The organism is Bacillus cereus group sp. MYBK95-2, assembly GCF_051915225.1.
Taxonomy (GTDB): Bacteria; Bacillota; Bacilli; order Bacillales; family Bacillaceae_G; genus Bacillus_A; species Bacillus_A cereus.
Genome location: NZ_JBQAEH010000010.1, coordinates 53,495 through 71,436, shown reverse-complemented (window position 1 = coordinate 71,436; position 17,942 = coordinate 53,495). Strand labels below are relative to the sequence as shown.

Here is a 17,942-nt window from a genome sequence, read left to right as displayed (position 1 = left end):
GAGATTGAAATGAAAAGAACAGCTGAATTTGTATTAGGTCTTATTGGAGGTATTTTTGGTATTATTTGTGCATTTGTTGCTTTATTGATCGGCGGTATGGGAGCTGCTTTTGAAGCTGATGGAGCAAATACTGTTATTGGTTTAGGTTGGGGAGCTGTGGCTCTATCAATCTTAGGAATTGTTGGATCTGTTATGGTAAGAAGTAAAGCGAAGGTTGGCGGTATTATGATGACTGTGGCTGCTATCGGTGGATTTATTTGTATTTCTATAATTTACTTATTACCAGGCGTATTACTATTAATCGGTGGGTTAATGGGTATATTCCGTAAGGATAAAGCAACTGTATCTGCATAAAATGAGCACTCGAAAGAGTGCTCTTACTATTTTCATTAAATTAGTATAAACTCCTCTAACCCTAAACTATCCAAACTAAACCTCATATATGAAGTGGAAATATCTATAGAACTTTAAATGAACTAAATTACATGTGCATTTTTCATCCATCCAAACAAAGTTTTCTTCATTTGACATACTGTAGAATCCGAAATCATTGTACGTTAAATCAACAATAGGTGATAGTATATTTAAAGTTTCCTAAAAAAGAAGCTACGAAGGTAACATCATTTTTAGGAAACTTTTACATAGCAAAAAATCTTCTACTCGTTATATAATAGCTTTCGTGCAGTCGGCTAGATTTTCTTATGGAGAAAATCAAATTATAAAGGAGTAGAGGAGTGATATTTTGTTTCAAACGATAAAAAATGACTGGTTTTCTAATGTGAAAGGGGACGTGTTATCAGGAATTGTCGTTGCTTTAGCGTTAATCCCTGAAGCGATAGCCTTCTCTGTTATTGCAGGCGTGGATCCGACAGTTGGACTATACGCAGCCTTTTGTATTGCAGTTACCATTTCATTTGTTGGCGGAAGAACTGGAATGATTTCAGCTGCAACAGGTGCAATGGCATTATTAATGGTAACGCTTGTTAAAGATCATGGTTTGCAATATTTATTTGCTACAACAATATTAACAGGTATTGTCCAGATTATTTTTGGCGTGTTCAAACTGAGCTCATTTATGAAGTTTGTTCCGAAATCTGTTATGAGTGGTTTTTTAAATTCACTTGGAATTTTAGTTTTTACAGCGCAATTGCCACATTTTAAAAATGCAACTTGGCAAATGTATGCACTCGTTGTATTAGGACTTGCAATTATATATTTATTTCCACGTATTACAACGGCTGTACCTTCTACGCTTATTTCAATTATTATTGTGACGAGTATTGCACTTATGAGCGGATTACAGTTGAAAACAGTAGGAGATATGGGAAGCCTGCCGAAAGAATTACCGTTCTTTAGTATTCCTGACGTGCCTTTTACACTTGAGACATTAGGGATTATTTTACCTTATGCAGTTATGCTTGCAATTATCGGTTTACTAGAATCATTATTAACAGCTTCAGTTTTAGATGATATGACGCATACGGAAAGTAATAAGCATAAAGAGGCACGTGGACAAGGGATCGCAAACATTGTTGCTGGTTTCTTCGGAGGAATGGCAGGTTGTGCAATGATCGGTCAATCTGTTATTAATATTAAATCAGGTGGACGAGGTCGCCTATCAACATTTGTAGCGGGCGGATTTTTAATCGTATTACTATTCGTTTTAGGAGATTATGTCGTTCATATTCCGATGGCAGCTTTAGTTGCAGTTATGATTATGGTTTCAATCGGAACGTTTGATTGGAACTCTGTAGCAACGATTCATAAAGTGCCAAAAGGGAACGCATTCGTCATGATCGTAACAGTCGTGGTCGTTCTTATCACTCATAATTTGGGATTAGGTGTAATTATCGGAACAGTAATTAGTGCGGTTTTATTTGCATTCAATATGGCAAAGATTCACGTGAAACATTTATATATTGAAAATAAGAAAATATACGAAATTCACGGTCAACTCTTCTTTGCATCTACAGCAGATTTTATAAATGCTTTTTCATTGGATGAAGATATAAAAGAAATCGAAATGAACTTTACTCATGCGCACGTATGGGATGATTCGGCAGTGGCATCAATTGATAAAGTTATTATGAAATATGAACAAAGTGGCGTGAAAGTAAGTATAACAGGATTAAATGAACGTAGCTCAAAACTTGTTGCAAATTTAGCTACTTATAATAAAAGAATTGCTAGTTAAAAGCCTCCTTTTTAGGGGGCTTTATTATATAATACGAGTAGGATAACGAAAAGGGGATTCAGCATATGTACAAACAAATTATATTAGCATGTGACGGTTCTGAACATGCACTTCGAGCAGCGGAACATGCAACATATATTGCAAAATGTAGCGAAGAAACAAATGTTGAAGTTGTGTACGTAGTAGATAATAGAACGGCAAAATCAGATATTATACAAGGTCAAACAGATTTAGAAACAATATCAGCTAGTCGAAAAGATAAATTAAAAGAGATTGAAGGTTTATTAAAGAAAGAGAACATTTCTTATACAATTACGATATTACATGGTGATCCTGGAGATACAATTGTTCAATATGTGAATACAGGAGATATAGATCTTGTCATTGCTGGAAGTAGAGGGCTCAATACACTGCAAGAAATGGTGCTGGGAAGTGTAAGTCATAAAATAGCAAAGCGTGTGAAATGTCCAGTGATGATTGTAAAATGAAATAGAATGTAACGAAGACCTTAGTATAACTGAGGTCTTTTTTTATGTATAAATGACTCTTATTTGTGGAAATACTAGATATATAAGTTGAAAAGATGTTAACTTACAAATTTGTAAGTTAGTTGTTAGAGAAATCGATGTTATGAAATTTTTCCCATTGGTAAAATAAAAGTATCAAAGGGGAGATAGGGAGGATGGAAGTAATGAAATCATTTCAAAATTTGTCATATAGCCAAGGTGTCAGTCTTATTTGTTTAGGGGGATTTGCTGCATCTGTTACGTTAGCCGTTTTAATAAAGGTGTTTCATCAAATCTTTTAATCTTATAGTAGGGAAGGAATGGGTTGTTATCATTAGTAGGAACAGCAATGAAAATAAAAAATAGCTCTTAGCATGTATGTAAATGCTAAGAGCTATTTTTATGCTTGTTATATATTATTTAAGCTTGTTTTGATTTTACTGACCCTGTATTTAAAGTAAGAGCAAGGAAGAACATTGCAAGTACGCAAGATGCAAGTAATAAGATGAATCCGCCATCCCATCCGAATGCATCTACGATAAAGCCCATAGCTGCACTAGCGAAAGCTGCTCCGCCTAAGTAACCGAAGAATCCAGTTAAGCCTGCTGCAGTTCCAGCAGCTTTCTTTGGTGCTAAATCTAGAGCGTGTAGACCAATTAACATAACCGGTCCGTAAATTAAAAATCCAATTGCGACAAGTGCGATACTATCAACCATTGGATTACCAGGAGGGTTTAACCAGTAAACAAGAACTGCGATAAATACACCAACCATAAATAGAATACCAGCAGGTGCACGACGTCCTTTAAATAGTTTATCACTCATCCATCCGCAAAGAAGTGTACCTGGAATACCAGCCCATTCATATAGAGCGTAAGCAGTACGTGAGCTACTATGAGTAAAGCTTTTTTCTTCTACTAAATAAGTAGGAGCCCAGTCTACAACGCCGTAACGTACGAAATATACGAAAACGTTCGCAATAGCGATGTACCATAAAAACTTATTGTTTAATACGTATTTAAATAAAATTTCCTTTACTGAAAGTTCGCGTTCGCGATCTTTTACTTTTTCATCTGGTGGATATTCCCCAGTATGTTCTTCAATAGAAGGTAGTCCACAAGATTGAGGTGTATCTTTCATCGTAATTAATACATAAATACCAACTAAAATTGAAAGAATACCTGGGAAGTAAAAAATACTTTTCCAGTCATCTGCGAAGAAGTATAAGCCTAATGTTACAAGGGAAGGCATAAGCGCTCCGCCAACATTATGAGCGACGTTCCAAATAGACATTTTTGTACCACGTTCGCTAATAGAGAACCAGTGCACCATCGTACGACCACAAGGAGGCCATCCCATACCTTGTACCCATCCATTTAAAAACTGAAGTACAAACATAAGTATAATGCTCGTTGTAATGAAAGAAAATGAGCCGAAAATAATATTAATGATACCTGATAAAAATAGCCCAGCTGCTAAAAAGTAGCGAGGATTACAACGATCGGATACGATACCCATAAGAAATTTACTTAATCCGTAAGCAATAGAAACTGCTGAAAGGATAACCCCAAGTTCCCCTTTACTAAAGCCTTGCTCGATTAAGTATGGCATTGCTAGTGAAAAGTTTTTTCGAACAAAGTAGTAGCCTGCATAACCGATGAAGATACCTAAGAATACTTGTAAACGTAATTTACGGTATTCGCTATCAACGCGATCAGCTGGTAAGCGTTCCGCGTGGGGCGCAGGTTTAAATAATTGTGTGAAAAACATAAAATGAAAATCCTCCCCTAATTAATTCGAAGCGTTTTAAGACAGAGAATATAAAAAGGCCATGAAATATAAAAAAGTTTCCTTTTTTATGATTCATAGCCGTGTACTCCGTTTCTCCGTGACTGTCAATATTAACTTCGTCGAAAATTATACAACTTTGTGACAAAAATGTAAACGTTTTTATGAATAAAAGTATTGACGGATTTTGTTCGCGGGATTAATATTTAAATACGTTAAATATTTTATTGTTTAAATAAGAGGTGGATAACATGCCAAATGATATGACGCATATCGATAAAATTCAAGCTCTTGCCTTTTCGATTGGAAAGAAAATGCAGACGGAGTTATTAGAACAAATGCAAGCAACAGGACTTACACCACCGCAGTTTTATATTTTAAAGATTTTAGATCATTATGGGGCTTCAAGAGCGACAACATTAGCAAAAAAGATGTATGTGAAGCCTAGCGCGATTACAGTGATGATTGATCGTCTAATCGATCAAGAACTTGTAGAACGCTATCACGACAAAGATGACCGTCGTGTTGTCATCATCGAGTTAACGAAAAAGGGGAAAGCTAGAGTAGAAGAGGCAATGACAGCTCGCAACGAGCATATTGCAAAATACTTTTCACATTTAGAGTTGCAAGAAAGAGAAGATTTATTACGTCTCTTTGAGAAGTTAGAAACCATTATTTGCGGGACACAAGAGAAAAAAGAGAATAACTAAGAGGAATTGAGGAGATTACATGGAGCAACAAGAAAATCAAAATAGAAAGTTGTTGTTAATCGGTTTAGTAATCGCGATGCTATTTGCTGCATTAGATGGAACAATTGTTGGTACAGCAATGCCACGTATCGTCGGTGACCTAGGCGGATTAAGTTTAATGACATGGTTAACGACAGCTTATATGTTAACATCAACGACAGTTGTACCAATTGCAGGTAAATTAGCGGATTTACTTGGTCGTCGTAACGTATATATAACAGGGCTAGTTATTTTCATGATTGGTTCGGCGTTATGTGGTATGGCGAATGGTATGACAGAATTAATTATTTTCCGTGGTATTCAAGGTCTTGGTGGCGGTATTATGATGCCAATGGCTATGATTATTATTGGAGATATGTTCACGGGAAAAGAACGTGCGAAATGGCAAGGTATTTTTGGTGCGTTATACGGTCTTGCTTCTGTAATTGGACCGCAAGTTGGTGGTTGGATTGTAGATGCAGTGAACTGGAGATGGGTATTCTACATTAACTTACCGGTTGGTATTTTAGCAACAATCTTTATTGCAATGGGATTAAAATCACATAAACAAACAGGACCAATTAAAATTGATATCGCTGGAATCTTTACGATGATTCTAGGTGTTGTAAGTTTATTACTTGCGCTAACGTTTGGCGGAAAAGATTATGCATGGGATTCTTGGCAAATTATCGGTTTATTCGCACTAGCTGTAATTGGTATCGTTAGCTTTGTTATTGTTGAAACGAAAGCTGAAGAGCCGATTTTACCAATGCATTTCTTTAAAAATCGCACATTTACAATACTGAATGCGATTGGATTCTTTATGAGTATTGGAATGTTCGGCGCGATTATGTTCGTACCATTCTTCATGCAAGGTATTGTAGGAGTAAGTGCTGCTGAATCAGGAACAATTATGACTCCAATGATGATTACAATGATTGTAATGAGTATTATCGGTGGGCAACTTGTATTAAAAGTTGGTGTAAAACCACAAATTATCGCAGGTATGCTTATTATGGCCGGTGGTTTTTGGTTATTAACAACGATGGATATGCACACAACGAAGCTTACAGCTACTTCTTATATGATGGTTATCGGTTTAGGAATGGGTCTTGTAATGCCGACATTAACATTAGCGTTACAAGAAAGCTTCCCGAAAAAAGACCTTGGTGTCGTAACGTCATCAAGTCAGTTCTTCCGTCAAATTGGTGGAACATTTGGTATTACAATTTTAGGATCAATTATGAATAACACTTCAGGTACAACGTTAACAAATAAATTAGTACCTGTATTAGATACATTCCCGAAAGAAGCGGGACAAATGGTAACGAAATTTAAAGATATGATTCACACAGATCCACAAGGTTTATATTCGATGCTATTTAGCCCAGAGGCATTAAAACAAATGCCAGAAGCGTTTGCTAACAGCATTGTACCTATTTTGAAAAACTCTTTAGTAGACTCGCTTCATACTGTATTCTTAACAGGATTAGTATTTATCGTAGTAGGTGCCATCTTTACGATTTTCTTACAAAAAATTAAACTATCAGATCGTAAAAAAGATGCTGAAGAGCCTGCTGTTGAAGAAAAAGAAAAAACTGTATCATACTCGTAATGAAGAAGCATCGCCTTATGGCGGTGCTTTTTTGAGTATAACCTTAAAAGCTTTTTAGTGAGAAATGATTGACGTATTTTTAGAAATACGTTATATTATTTTCTGTAAACGGTTACATGAAATGAGGAGAAAAGAGAATGAGTACGATTAAAGACGTTGCGAAATTAGCGGGAGTATCTGTTGCGACCGTTTCCAGAGTTCTAAATAAAAATGGATATGTTCATGAAGATACATTAAAAAAGGTAGAGCGTGCAATAGAGATGTTAGATTATAAGCCTAGTACAGTAGCGCGTTCACTGTATAATAAAAAGTCTCGTTTAATTGGCTTAGTTGTTCCGAATATCGTGAATCCGTTCTTTCCAGAAGTTGCACGTGCCGTAGAAGATGTAGCACATAAACAAGGTTACACAGTTGTTCTTTGTAACTCTGATGAAAGTTTAGAAAAAGAGAAACAATACATTGATGTACTTAGACAAAATAATGTAGATGGATTTATTGTAGCAACGAATCCACAAAATAGTGTTAATTACATGAATTTATCTGTTCCGGTTGTTGCGATTGACCGTATGTTTAATGAGCGTATTCCTACTGTATATGCAGATAACTATGCAGGAAGTCAGGCTGCGACAAAGTTGTTACTAGATAAAGGATGTAAACATATTGCACATATTCGCGGACCACGTGATGTGAGTACTGCAAATGAACGTTTTGAAGGTTTTGTAGACGTTATTACGCAAAATAATCTTTCGTATATGATTGCGGAGAGTACGTTTGAGCCAGCAAATAGTGAGCGTGTAGCGATGGAATTATTAGAAGAATACCCGCATATTGATGGTATTGTTGCTGGGAATGATTTAATTGCGATTGGTATTGTAAAGGCTGCACTTCAAAAGGGGATTGCCATTCCAGATGATTTACAAATTATCGGATTTGATGGCATTTCTTTAACGGAAATGATGTATCCATCTATTACAACAGTTGCACAACCGATATATGAAATGGGGAAAATTGCAACAGAGTTGTTGTTAGAGCAAATGGAAGGAAATACATTAGAAGAGAAACACTATCGTTTGCCAATTGAAATTATAGAACGAAATACAACGAAGTAAGGAGATGAAACAGATGCCAAATATTGCAGTAGTAGGAAGCATTTCAATGGACTTAGTGGCTGTTTCAAAAAAACGGCCGAAAGCAGGAGAAACAGTAATTGGTGAAGCGTTTCATACAATCCCAGGAGGGAAAGGGGCAAACCAAGCAGTTGCTGCAGCTAGGTTAGGAGCAAATGTAGCAATGGTTGGAGCGGTAGGAAATGATGATTATGGAACAGTAGTTAGAAAAAATTTAGAGAACGAACGCATTTTTATCGATTATGTGGTACCGGTTACAGATAGAACGACAGGAATTGCTCATATCGTTTTAGCAGAAGAAGATAACAGTATTGTTGTCGTACAAGGGGCAAATGCTCTTGTAAATAAGTCAGTTGTAGATCGCTCCAAAGACCTTCTTGTAAAAGCGGATATGGTTGTTCTTCAACTAGAAATTCCACTTGAAACAGTAAAATATGTATTGGCTATTTGTGAGGAACATAATATTCCTGTTATGTTGAATCCAGCGCCAGCACAAGTTTTATCAGAAGAAATTTTAGAAAAAGCAACTTATATTACGCCAAATGAACATGAGTGCCGCATCGTATTAGATGATTTTACATCACCAATTGAAGATTTATTGGCGAAGTATCCAAATAAATTATTGATGACAGAAGGTTCTAACGGTGTTCGTTTCCATAATGGAACAGAGATTGTACATGTTCCTAGCATTGCTGTTGATGTAGTGGATACAACTGGAGCTGGTGATACATTTAATGGTGCGTTAGCAGTTGCACTTTCTGAAGGAGAGACACTTCAAAAAGCAATTCGTTTCGCGAATATTGCCGGTGGTCTTTCTGTAACGAAACTTGGGGCACAGGGCGGTATGCCAACGAGAGATCGAGTACGTGAAGTGCAGGTGATTGTTGGATGAAAAAGCATGGTGTATTAAACAGTGAAATCGCGGCAGTCCTTGCTTCACTTGGGCATACAGATACGGTTGTAATTGCTGATTGCGGTTTACCAATTCCTGACGGAGTAAAACGAATTGATTTAGCTGTTGAGATTGGAAAACCGAGTTTTTTAGAGGTGTTACAAGTTGTAGCTGATGATATGGCAATCGAAAAAGTGACGTTAGCAGAAGAAGTCATTATAAATAATGCGGAAGTAAATAAAGAGATCGAACAGAAATTAATAGAGCCAGCATTTGAGTATGTATCTCATGAACAATTTAAAGAGCATACAAAGAAAGCGAAGGCAATTATTCGTACAGGCGAGGCTACGCCTTATGCAAATGTAATTTTACATGCAGGCGTGATTTTTTAATAAAGGGAAGTGATGGGAATGCATATTGAAATGAAAAACATTTCAAAGGCGTTCAATGGCAATCCTGTTTTGAAGAATGCACAGTTTATGATTGAAACAGGAGAAGTCCATGCATTGATGGGGGAAAATGGAGCGGGTAAATCAACGCTCATGAAGATTTTAACAGGTGTATACAAAAAAGATGGTGGGACAATCAAGATTGATGGGCAAGAGCGCACCTTTAAAAATGCGAAAGAAGCTGAAGAGTACGGCATCGCATTTATACATCAAGAACTAAACATATTGCCGAATTTAACAGTAGCTGAAAATATGTTTCTCGGTAAAGAGTTAATGTATGGGAAAACAGGTATTTTACGCACTCGACAAATGAACGCGATTGCGCAGCAGCAACTAGCAGAGCTAGGGCTGCATGTAAGAGGCGCTATGTTAGCAGAGGAATTATCGGTTGGACAACAGCAAATTATCGAAATTGCGAAAGCATTAATGACAAACGCGAGCGTTATTATTATGGATGAACCTACTGCGGCACTGACGGATCGTGAAATCGAAACGCTCTTTACAGTAATCAATAAGTTACGTAAAAAAGGTGTTTCATTCGTGTACATTTCGCATCGTATGGAAGAGATTTTCTCAATATGTGATGCTATTACGATTTTGCGTGATGGAGAATACGTGGGAAAGAGATTAATTCCAGAAACATCATTTGATGAAGTAGTGAGTATGATGGTGGGGCGCAGCATTGGTGAACGTTACCCAGAGCGAAATAGTCAAATTGGTGATGTCATTTTTGAAATGCGTAATGGAACGAAGAAAGGGAAATTTGAAAATATTTCGTTTCAAGTGAGGAAAGGTGAAATCCTTGGTGTAGCTGGTTTGATGGGGGCTGGTCGCACTGATATTATGAAAGCGATATTTGGTTATGAACCTTTAGACTCTGGACAAATTTTTATAAATGGACAAGAAGTAAAGATTGATAGTCCAATAGATGCAATTAGACAAAGAATTGCTTTCATTACAGAAGATAGAAAGTCTGAAGGATTAGTGTTAGATTTTTCAATTCGAGAAAATTTAGCTTTACCGAATTTAGAAAATCTTTCAAAGGGAAGTGTTCTAAGCAATGAGCTAGAACAACAGTTTACAGAGGATATGATGAAGCTTCTTAATGTGAAAGCATCTAGCGGAGAGCAGGCAGTGAAATCTCTTTCTGGTGGAAATCAGCAAAAGATTGTAATCGCAAAATGGCTAGGCATTCATCCGCAATTACTCATTTTAGATGAGCCAACAAGAGGTGTCGATGTTGGAGCGAAAAAAGAAATTTACTCTATTATGAATAAGCTTACAGAGCAAGGCGATGCCGTTATTATGGTATCATCTGAGCTTCCGGAAGTTTTAGGGATGAGTGATCGAGTTCTTGTTATTCATGAAGGAAAAGTCGGCGGAATTTTAGGGAAAGATGAGGCATCACAAGAGTCTATTATGGCACTAGCTACAGGGGGAGAGTAAGGATGGCTAAGAAGGGGAATGTATTACAACAACTCGGTTCTTTAATCGGTTTAGTATTAATTATCGTCGTAATTACAGCTTTAAATCCAGCGTTCATTGAAATTCCAAATTTATTTAATATACTGCGTCAAGTATCGATTAATGCGCTTATTGCATTTGGAATGACCTTCGTAATTTTAACAGGGGGTATTGACTTATCGGTAGGTTCTATCTTAGCATTATCAAGTGCACTTGTTGCTGGAATGATGGCAAGTGGCATGGATCCGTTCCTTGCAATGGTAGTTGGACTATTAGCAGGTCTTGTAATGGGAATTGTAAACGGTATCATCATTGCGAAAGGAAAAGTAGCTCCATTTATTGCAACTTTAGCAACAATGACTATTTTTCGTGGGTTGACGCTTGTTTATATGGACGGACGTCCGATCACTGGTCTTGGTGATCATTTAATGTTCCAAATGTTTGGCCGCGGTTATTTTCTTGGTATTCCGGTACCCGCTGTTACAATGATGATCGCTTTCGCAGTACTGTACTTCATTTTGAAGAAAACGACATTTGGTCGCCGTACATTTGCAATTGGTGGAAATGAAGAAGCAGCAGCACTATCAGGTATTAATGTTACGAGAATTAAAGTAATGATTTACGGTCTTTCCGGAATTTTGGCAGCGCTTGCAGGTATTGTCTTAACATCACGATTAGATTCTGCACAGCCGACTGCAGGTACTTCTTATGAATTAGATGCAATTGCAGCAGTTGTATTAGGTGGAACAAGTCTTTCTGGGGGAAGAGGATGGATTGTTGGTACATTCATCGGTGTACTTATTATCGGTGTACTAAATAACGGTTTAAATTTATTAGGTGTATCTTCTTTCTTCCAACAAGTTGTAAAAGGACTTGTAATCTTATTAGCTGTATTAATTGATCGTAGAAAAGAAGCGTAATGGAGGGACAGTTCATGAAGAAATGGTTACTTATACTCGTTGCATGTATTATGGTCATTACTGCTGGTTGTTCAATGGAACCGCCAGAATGGGCAAAGGATTCTAGCGATAAAGGTCGAAATAAAACTATTAAAGTTGGATTCTCTGTTTCAACTTTAAATAATCCCTTCTTTGTAACTTTGAAAAAGGGGGCAGAAAAGAAAGCGAAAGATAGTGGCATCGAATTGATTGCTGTTGATGCGCAAAATGATGCAGCAAAGCAAACGAACGATGTTGAAGATTTAATTCAAAAGGGTGTCGATGTAGTTGTTATTAATCCGACCGATTCAGATGCTGTTGCTTCAGCAGTAAGTGCAGCAAACGCAGCAAATGTTCCTGTTATTACAGTAGACCGCGTTGCGAATTCAGGTAAGGTTGTTTCTCACATTGCATCTAATAATATCGAAGGTGGTCAAATGGCTAGTGATTACATTCGTGAATTAGTCGGCGAAGGAGCAAACGTTGCTGAGTTAGAAGGAATCCCTGGATCGTCTGCTGCTCGTGAACGTGGGAAAGGATTCCATAACGTAGCCGATAAGTCTTTAAAAGTAGTTGCCAAACAAGCGGCTGATTTTGATAGAGCGAAAGGATTATCTGTTATGGAAAACATTTTGCAAGCAAATAGCGATATTAAAGCCGTGTTTGCTCATAACGACGAGATGGCATTAGGTGCACTTGAAGCATTGAAGTCTGCTGGAAAAACAGATGTAGTAGTTGTTGGATTTGATGCAACAGAAGATGCTGTGAAAGCGGTTAACGATGGGCGTATGGCTGCAACAGTCGCTCAAAAACCAGAATTAATCGGAGAGAAGGCGATGCAAACAGCAAAAGAGATAACACAAGGTAAAAAAGTGGACAAATCTATTCCGATTGAATTAGAGCTTATTAAGAAAAATAAATAAATATAAAATGAAAATTAGGAAGGAAGAACAACAAATGAAATTCTTTATTGATACAGCAAACATTAACGAAATTAAAGAGGCAAATGAATTAGGCGTATTAGCTGGAGTAACGACAAATCCATCACTTGTAGCAAAAGAAGGCGTAGATTTCCACGAGCGCATTCGTGAAATTTGCAACGTTGTAGAAGGACCTGTAAGTGCAGAAGTAATTAGCTTAGAAGCTGATAAAATGATTGAAGAAGGAAAAGAATTAGCGAAGATTGCTCCAAACGTTGTTGTAAAAGTTCCAATGACAACAGAAGGTTTAAAAGCAGTAAAAGCGTTCTCTGATTTAGGAATTCGTACAAACGTTACATTAGTATTCTCAGCAGTTCAAGCATTACTTGCTGCTCGTGCTGGTGCAACGTACGTTTCACCATTCTTAGGTCGTTTAGATGATATCGGTCATAACGGTATGGATTTAATTCGTCAAATCGCAGAAATCTTTGCAATTCATGGTATCGAAACAGAAATCATCGCAGCATCTGTACGTCACAGCGTTCACGTAACTGACGCAGCATTAAACGGTGCACATATTGCAACAATCCCAGCAAACGTAATTGCTTCATTAGTGAAGCACCCATTAACAGATCAAGGAATTGAGAAATTCTTAGCTGATTGGGAAAAAACACAAGAGAAATAATAGAAAAGCAAGAATCCTAGTTTAATTGACTAGGATTCTTTTTTTATTTAAAAGAATTTTCATGCAATTTTGCATATTGTCTTTTAAATTTGTTATATAAGATATTTAATATATATCACATAACTCTTTATTTTTAATATTTCGACATAAAGTGAAACTTTAATCAGTGGGGGCTTTGTTCATCCCCCCACTGATTATTAATTGAACCAAGGGATAAAAAGATAGAGGGTCTGACCAGAAAACTGGAGGGCATGATTCTATAACAAAAAGCTTAATGTTTATAGAATTATGTCTTTTTATATAGGGAGGGTAGTAAACAGAGATTTGGACAAAAATGCACCGATTTATCTGAATTTTAAGTTTTATAAAGGGGAGAAATGGAATGAGAAGAAAAGCACCATTTAAAGTGTTGTCATCATTAGCAATTGCGGCAATTATCGGATGTACATCTGTAATGAGTGCTCCGTTAGCATATGCAGAAACGGTAGCAAAAGAGAAAGATAGTGTATCTACAACACCAATTGATTACAATTTAATTCAAGAAGATCGTTTAGCGGAAGCTCTGAAAGAAAGAGGAACAATTAATCCAGCATCTTCTAAAGAAGAGACGAAAAAAGCTGTTGAGCAATATATTGAAAAGAAACAAGGAGATCAGGCGAATAAAGAAATTCTTCCAGATGCTCACTCACAAGAAACATCTGATTTCACAAAAAAAGTAAAAGAGAAAAAGATGGAAGAAAAGGAAAATGTAAAAAAGGCTGAAAAAAATGTTAGCCTTGAGCAAAAGCCAGAACCAAATAAAAAGCAATTGAATGGGCAAGTTCCAACTTCAAAAGCAAAGCAAGCTCCATATAAGGGATCTGTTCGATCGGATAAAGTATTAGTGTTACTCGTTGAATTTAGTGATTATAAACATAATAATATTGATCAAACACCAGGTTATATGTATTCGAAAGACTTTAGTAGAGAACATTATCAAAAGATGTTGTTCGGTAATGAGCCGTATACTTTATTTGATGGTTCAAAAGTAAAAACGTTTAAACAATACTATGAAGAGCAGTCTGGTGGTAGTTATACGACAGATGGATATGTAACGGAGTGGCTAACTGTTCCAGGAAAAGCATCTGATTATGGAGCTGATGGTAGCAGCGGTCACGATAATAAAGGTCCAAAGGGTGCACGTGATTTAGTGAAAGAAGCTTTGCATGCAGCTGCTGAGAAAGGACTAGATTTATCTCAGTTTGATCAATTTGATAGATATGATACAAACGGGGACGGGAATCAAAATGAACCTGACGGTGTAATTGATCATTTAATGGTAATCCATGCTGGTGTTGGTCAAGAAGCTGGTGGCGGTAAATTAGGTGATGATGCGATCTGGTCACATCGTTCAAAATTAGCAGTAGATCCAGTAGCGATTGAAGGTACGAAATCAAAGGTAGATTACTTTGGTGGTAAAGTAGCAGCACATGATTACACAATTGAACCAGAAGATGGAGCTGTAGGTGTGTTTGCACATGAATTTGGACATGATCTTGGATTACCAGATGAATATGACACGAAATATACTGGAAATGGTTCACCAGTCGAAGCTTGGTCATTAATGAGTGGAGGTAGTTGGACAGGGAAAATCGCAGGAACAGAGCCGACTAGTTTTTCACCACAAAATAAAGACTTCTTACAAAAGAATATGGGTGGCAACTGGGCAAAAATATTAGAAGTAGATTACGATAAAATTAAGAGTGGTGTGGGAGTTCCTACCTATATTGATCAAAGTGTTACGAAATCAAATCGTCCAGGCGTTGTACGTGTTAACTTACCAGGTAAAAGTGTTGAAACGATTAAACCGGAGTTTGGAAAGCATGCATATTATAGTACAAGAGGCGATGATATGCATACAACGTTAGAGACACCATTCTTTGATTTAACAAAGGGAACAAATGCAAAATTCGATTATAAAGCAAATTATGAGTTAGAAGCAGAGTGCGATTTCGTCGAAGTACATGTAGTAACAGAAGATGGAACGAAAACATTAATTGATAGACTTGGGGAAAAAGTAGTCCAAGGAGATAAAGATACAACAGATGGGAAATGGATTGATAAATCATATGATTTAAGTCAATTTAAAGGCAAAAAAGTGAAACTACAATTCGACTATATTACAGATCCGGCTGTAACATATAAAGGTTTTGCGATGGACAATGTAAATGTAACTGTTGATGGACAAGTTGTATTTTCTGATGATGCAGAAGGACAGTCTAAAATGAATTTAAATGGTTTTGTTGTTTCTGATGGGACAGAGAAGAAAGCTCATTATTACTACTTAGAGTGGAGAAATTATGCGGGATCAGATAATGGTTTAAAAGCAGGAAAAGGTCCAGTGTATAATACAGGTCTTGTCGTTTGGTATGCAGATGATAGTTTCAAAGATAACTGGGTTGGGGTGCATCCAGGTGAAGGATTCCTTGGTGTTGTAGATTCTCATCCAGAAGCGCTAGTTGGTAATTTAAACGGAAAACCAGCATACGGTAATACAGGCATGCAAATTGCAGATGCAGCATTTTCATTTGATAAAACACCAGCATGGAGTGTAAATTCATTAACACGTGGTCAGTTTAACTATTCTGGATTACAAGGTGTTACAACTTTTGATGATTCAAAAGTATATAGTAACAAGCAAATTGCAGACGCAGGAAGAAAAGTTCCAAACCTTGGACTTAAATTCCAAGTTGTTGGACAGGCAGAAGATAAATCGGCAGGCGCTGTTTGGATTAAACGTTAATAACATAAAAGCACATTCTTCATATGAAGAGTGTGCTTTTTAATTTGTACAGTAAGTTATTATTTTAGTTTATCCCGCATTAACGGTCAGTAAGATCCCCACCTCAAAATTCAGTGGAAATAAAGAAGTTAGTTGGGAGATCAACTGCCCGTAAAAGCCCGATTGGTTCAACTAATAATCAGTGGGGAGGAACAAAACCCCCACTGATTAAAGTTTCACTTTATGTAATACAAGTGTTTATTCATGTGTACTGTATCAAATTATGCGGGGAAAGGAAATATTTCCGAGGAAATTGTCGAAGTATCGTCAGTATTTATAAACTTTCTGTTTAAAAGAAGAGATGTATTATTGCCTTTACGGCTCAATTTATTTACATTGTTATTTGGTTATACACAAAAGTAATATATTGGGCAAAAAGAGTTCTATTCGATAGGGCTCTTTGGTTTTGTATTTGATATACAAATATTAACCTCGATTGTTTGGAAATGTATCTTCTTGTTTAGCGTCAGTTGGACTTTAACTGCAGTTTTTATTTTTCGTTTATATGAAGAGCGAGATGAGCCATTACCTTTTATATTTAAATTAATTGGCATTATTCCAACGCTTCCATTGTATTATGGATTATATAAATATGCATTTTAAAAAAGACAACGATGGATTATCCCATCATTCTCTTTTTTACTTTGCTTCTTACATAAATCATCCCAGCAAATGTTAATAAAAATGCTGTCCCGATAATGAAGCTGATGCTAGGTGATGCTCCGATTGCGCCGACTGTAAAGGAGCCAGCAACAACTCCTAATGAGAAGAAGGCATAAAATAATCCGAATGCCTTTCCGCGATTATCGTCTGTAGTATTTTCAACAAGTAAAGCGTTAATAGACGGAAAGAGGATTGCGAATCCAATTCCATAAATCATCATTACGATAAAGAGCATACCTTTTGTAGCAAATAATCCAAGTAAAGATAATGCGAATGCCATAACTGCAATTCCGATTAGCATTAGTTTCGAACGATTAAATCGATCATAAATACGATTTGTTGGAAGCAAGAAGAAGAGGATAGCAGTTATACCAAATACACTTAACATCATGCCTGTTGTAGATGCTTTAAGCGCTAATGCCTCAACTTTTACTGGTAACATATAAGTGACAATTCCTTGTGAAAACATTAATGTGAAAGCACCAATATATGCTTGTAATAACGGTTCTGATTTTAAAAGTTCAACCATATCTTCTTTGTTCATCATTTGCGTTCTTGATGTATCTTTTCTTGATACGTTATTTGGTAAGAAGAATAGAGATACGATCGTACCAAGAGCCATTAAAATAGAAATAGTAATGAAGACCCACTCTACGCCAGCTGTTGCTTTCATAATACCGCTGAAAGCAGGTCCTACGATTGCGGCTGTTCCAACAGCAGCACCAGATAGAGCCATTGCTTTTCCTTGTCTTTTTGCATTTGTTTGTTTTGATAAAAATGTAAAGGCAGCAGGAATTAAAAAGCCATCACTAAATCCATGCATAAAGCGCACAACTAATAGTTGTTCACCACTTTGAACAACGGTGTATAACAAGACTATGAAACTCGTAATTCCCATGCTTATATAAAGGATTTTTTTTGCACCAAATTTATCGACAGCGGCTCCAGCAATAATATTACCGATCATATTAGCGAATGAGTACATACCGACAACTAGCCCGATAATAAGAGGAGTTCCTCCAAGGCTTTGAGCGAAAGTACTCATAATAGGTAATTGTGAAAATGTATCTAAAAATGCCACGATAACGATAAAGTAAATAAAATATTTCAAGCGATATTCACCTCTCCTATGCTATTATGGCACAATGCTAA

At 36.7% G+C, this 17,942-nt stretch carries 16 protein-coding genes and 1 pseudogene; 15 read left to right on the top strand and 2 right to left on the bottom strand.

Annotated features, from left to right (window positions below; all coding sequences use genetic code 11):
* Positions 1 to 9: 9 nt before the first annotated feature.
* The 4 genes from ACTFN4_RS25215 (at position 10) to ACTFN4_RS25200 (ending at position 3,002) form a co-directional block, all read left to right on the top strand.
* The gene (locus tag ACTFN4_RS25215; RefSeq protein ID WP_000831286.1) at positions 10 to 354 is read left to right on the top strand and encodes a DUF4064 domain-containing protein; all 345 of its coding nucleotides are present in this window, start codon (positions 10 to 12) and stop codon (positions 352 to 354) included.
* Between the two features lie 388 nt (positions 355 to 742).
* A complete protein-coding gene (locus ACTFN4_RS25210) occupies positions 743 to 2,194 on the top strand; it encodes a SulP family inorganic anion transporter (RefSeq protein ID WP_000487893.1) in 1,452 nt (483 codons plus the stop codon).
* 65 nt (positions 2,195 to 2,259) lie between these two features.
* Positions 2,260 to 2,682: a universal stress protein gene (locus ACTFN4_RS25205; protein ID WP_000277999.1), complete on the top strand. Its 423-nt coding sequence runs from the start codon at positions 2,260 to 2,262 to the stop codon at positions 2,680 to 2,682.
* 203 nt (positions 2,683 to 2,885) lie between these two features.
* On the top strand, positions 2,886 to 3,002 hold the full coding sequence (locus ACTFN4_RS25200) for a DUF4027 family protein (protein ID WP_000834733.1): 117 nt from the start codon (positions 2,886 to 2,888) through the stop codon (positions 3,000 to 3,002).
* A gap of 118 nt (positions 3,003 to 3,120) precedes the next feature.
* Here ACTFN4_RS25200 and glpT read toward each other — a convergent pair whose 3' ends face one another.
* Positions 3,121 to 4,470, bottom strand: a complete 1,350-nt coding sequence (gene glpT / locus ACTFN4_RS25195) for a glycerol-3-phosphate transporter (RefSeq protein WP_000466385.1) — start codon at positions 4,468 to 4,470, stop codon at positions 3,121 to 3,123.
* Between the two features lie 269 nt (positions 4,471 to 4,739).
* Here glpT and ACTFN4_RS25190 point away from each other — a divergent pair, with 269 nt between their 5' ends.
* From ACTFN4_RS25190 to ACTFN4_RS25140, 11 genes and pseudogenes are all read left to right on the top strand, one after another.
* Positions 4,740 to 5,198, top strand: coding sequence for a MarR family winged helix-turn-helix transcriptional regulator (locus ACTFN4_RS25190; protein ID WP_001132365.1), 459 nt, complete (start codon positions 4,740 to 4,742; stop codon positions 5,196 to 5,198).
* A gap of 19 nt (positions 5,199 to 5,217) precedes the next feature.
* A complete protein-coding gene (locus tag ACTFN4_RS25185) occupies positions 5,218 to 6,831 on the top strand; it encodes an MDR family MFS transporter (RefSeq protein WP_000437647.1) in 1,614 nt (537 codons plus the stop codon).
* 137 nt (positions 6,832 to 6,968) lie between these two features.
* On the top strand, positions 6,969 to 7,940 hold the full coding sequence (rbsR, locus tag ACTFN4_RS25180) for a ribose operon transcriptional repressor RbsR (RefSeq protein WP_000104051.1): 972 nt from the start codon (positions 6,969 to 6,971) through the stop codon (positions 7,938 to 7,940).
* Between the two features lie 13 nt (positions 7,941 to 7,953).
* Complete coding sequence (gene rbsK / locus ACTFN4_RS25175) at positions 7,954 to 8,850, top strand: ribokinase (protein ID WP_001132865.1); 897 nt, start codon at positions 7,954 to 7,956, stop codon at positions 8,848 to 8,850.
* Positions 8,847 to 9,242, top strand: a complete 396-nt coding sequence (rbsD, locus tag ACTFN4_RS25170; protein WP_000716151.1) for a D-ribose pyranase — start codon at positions 8,847 to 8,849, stop codon at positions 9,240 to 9,242. Before rbsK ends, rbsD begins: the two co-directional genes overlap by 4 nt.
* Before the next feature lie 18 nt (positions 9,243 to 9,260).
* Positions 9,261 to 10,745 carry a ribose ABC transporter ATP-binding protein RbsA gene (gene rbsA / locus ACTFN4_RS25165; RefSeq protein WP_000546779.1) on the top strand — a complete coding sequence of 495 codons (1,485 nt, stop codon included), beginning with the start codon at positions 9,261 to 9,263 and terminating at the stop codon, positions 10,743 to 10,745.
* Positions 10,746 to 10,747: 2 nt separating this feature from the next.
* Entirely contained in the window at positions 10,748 to 11,683 is a 936-nt protein-coding gene (locus tag ACTFN4_RS25160) for an ABC transporter permease subunit (protein ID WP_001074646.1), read from the top strand.
* 14 nt (positions 11,684 to 11,697) lie between these two features.
* Complete coding sequence (rbsB, locus tag ACTFN4_RS25155) at positions 11,698 to 12,624, top strand: ribose ABC transporter substrate-binding protein RbsB (RefSeq protein WP_000758976.1); 927 nt, start codon at positions 11,698 to 11,700, stop codon at positions 12,622 to 12,624.
* A 34-nt stretch (positions 12,625 to 12,658) separates the two neighbouring features.
* Positions 12,659 to 13,306 (top strand): fructose-6-phosphate aldolase, encoded by a 648-nt coding sequence (gene fsa, locus ACTFN4_RS25150; RefSeq protein ID WP_000667670.1) that lies wholly within the window; start codon positions 12,659 to 12,661, stop codon positions 13,304 to 13,306.
* A 382-nt stretch (positions 13,307 to 13,688) separates the two neighbouring features.
* Positions 13,689 to 16,088, top strand: a complete 2,400-nt coding sequence (gene inhA2 / locus ACTFN4_RS25145) for a M6 family metalloprotease immune inhibitor InhA2 (protein WP_001252987.1) — start codon at positions 13,689 to 13,691, stop codon at positions 16,086 to 16,088.
* A 429-nt stretch (positions 16,089 to 16,517) separates the two neighbouring features.
* Positions 16,518 to 16,730, top strand: a pseudogene (locus ACTFN4_RS25140) (hypothetical protein); the annotation flags it as partial.
* A gap of 16 nt (positions 16,731 to 16,746) precedes the next feature.
* On the opposite strand, the gene ACTFN4_RS25135 reads toward ACTFN4_RS25140, so the two are convergent.
* Positions 16,747 to 17,901, bottom strand: coding sequence for an MFS transporter (locus ACTFN4_RS25135; protein ID WP_439962948.1), 1,155 nt, complete (start codon positions 17,899 to 17,901; stop codon positions 16,747 to 16,749).
* Between the last annotated feature and the right edge of the window lie 41 nt (positions 17,902 to 17,942).

What these genes read in the sequence shown, in the direction of transcription:
- ACTFN4_RS25215 (WP_000831286.1), top strand. Translation starts at nt 10, where the DNA reads ATGAAAAGAACAGCTGAATTTGTATTAGGTCTTATTGGAGGTATTTTT.
- ACTFN4_RS25205 (WP_000277999.1), top strand. Translation starts at nt 2,260, where the DNA reads ATGTACAAACAAATTATATTAGCATGTGACGGTTCTGAACATGCACTT.
- ACTFN4_RS25200 (WP_000834733.1), top strand. Translation starts at nt 2,886, where the DNA reads ATGAAATCATTTCAAAATTTGTCATATAGCCAAGGTGTCAGTCTTATT.
- glpT (WP_000466385.1), bottom strand. Translation starts at nt 4,470, where the DNA reads ATGTTTTTCACACAATTATTTAAACCTGCGCCCCACGCGGAACGCTTA.
- ACTFN4_RS25190 (WP_001132365.1), top strand. Translation starts at nt 4,740, where the DNA reads ATGCCAAATGATATGACGCATATCGATAAAATTCAAGCTCTTGCCTTT.
- ACTFN4_RS25185 (WP_000437647.1), top strand. Translation starts at nt 5,218, where the DNA reads ATGGAGCAACAAGAAAATCAAAATAGAAAGTTGTTGTTAATCGGTTTA.
- rbsR (WP_000104051.1), top strand. Translation starts at nt 6,969, where the DNA reads ATGAGTACGATTAAAGACGTTGCGAAATTAGCGGGAGTATCTGTTGCG.
- rbsK (WP_001132865.1), top strand. Translation starts at nt 7,954, where the DNA reads ATGCCAAATATTGCAGTAGTAGGAAGCATTTCAATGGACTTAGTGGCT.
- rbsD (WP_000716151.1), top strand. Translation starts at nt 8,847, where the DNA reads ATGAAAAAGCATGGTGTATTAAACAGTGAAATCGCGGCAGTCCTTGCT.
- rbsA (WP_000546779.1), top strand. Translation starts at nt 9,261, where the DNA reads ATGCATATTGAAATGAAAAACATTTCAAAGGCGTTCAATGGCAATCCT.
- ACTFN4_RS25160 (WP_001074646.1), top strand. Translation starts at nt 10,748, where the DNA reads ATGGCTAAGAAGGGGAATGTATTACAACAACTCGGTTCTTTAATCGGT.
- rbsB (WP_000758976.1), top strand. Translation starts at nt 11,698, where the DNA reads ATGAAGAAATGGTTACTTATACTCGTTGCATGTATTATGGTCATTACT.
- fsa (WP_000667670.1), top strand. Translation starts at nt 12,659, where the DNA reads ATGAAATTCTTTATTGATACAGCAAACATTAACGAAATTAAAGAGGCA.
- inhA2 (WP_001252987.1), top strand. Translation starts at nt 13,689, where the DNA reads ATGAGAAGAAAAGCACCATTTAAAGTGTTGTCATCATTAGCAATTGCG.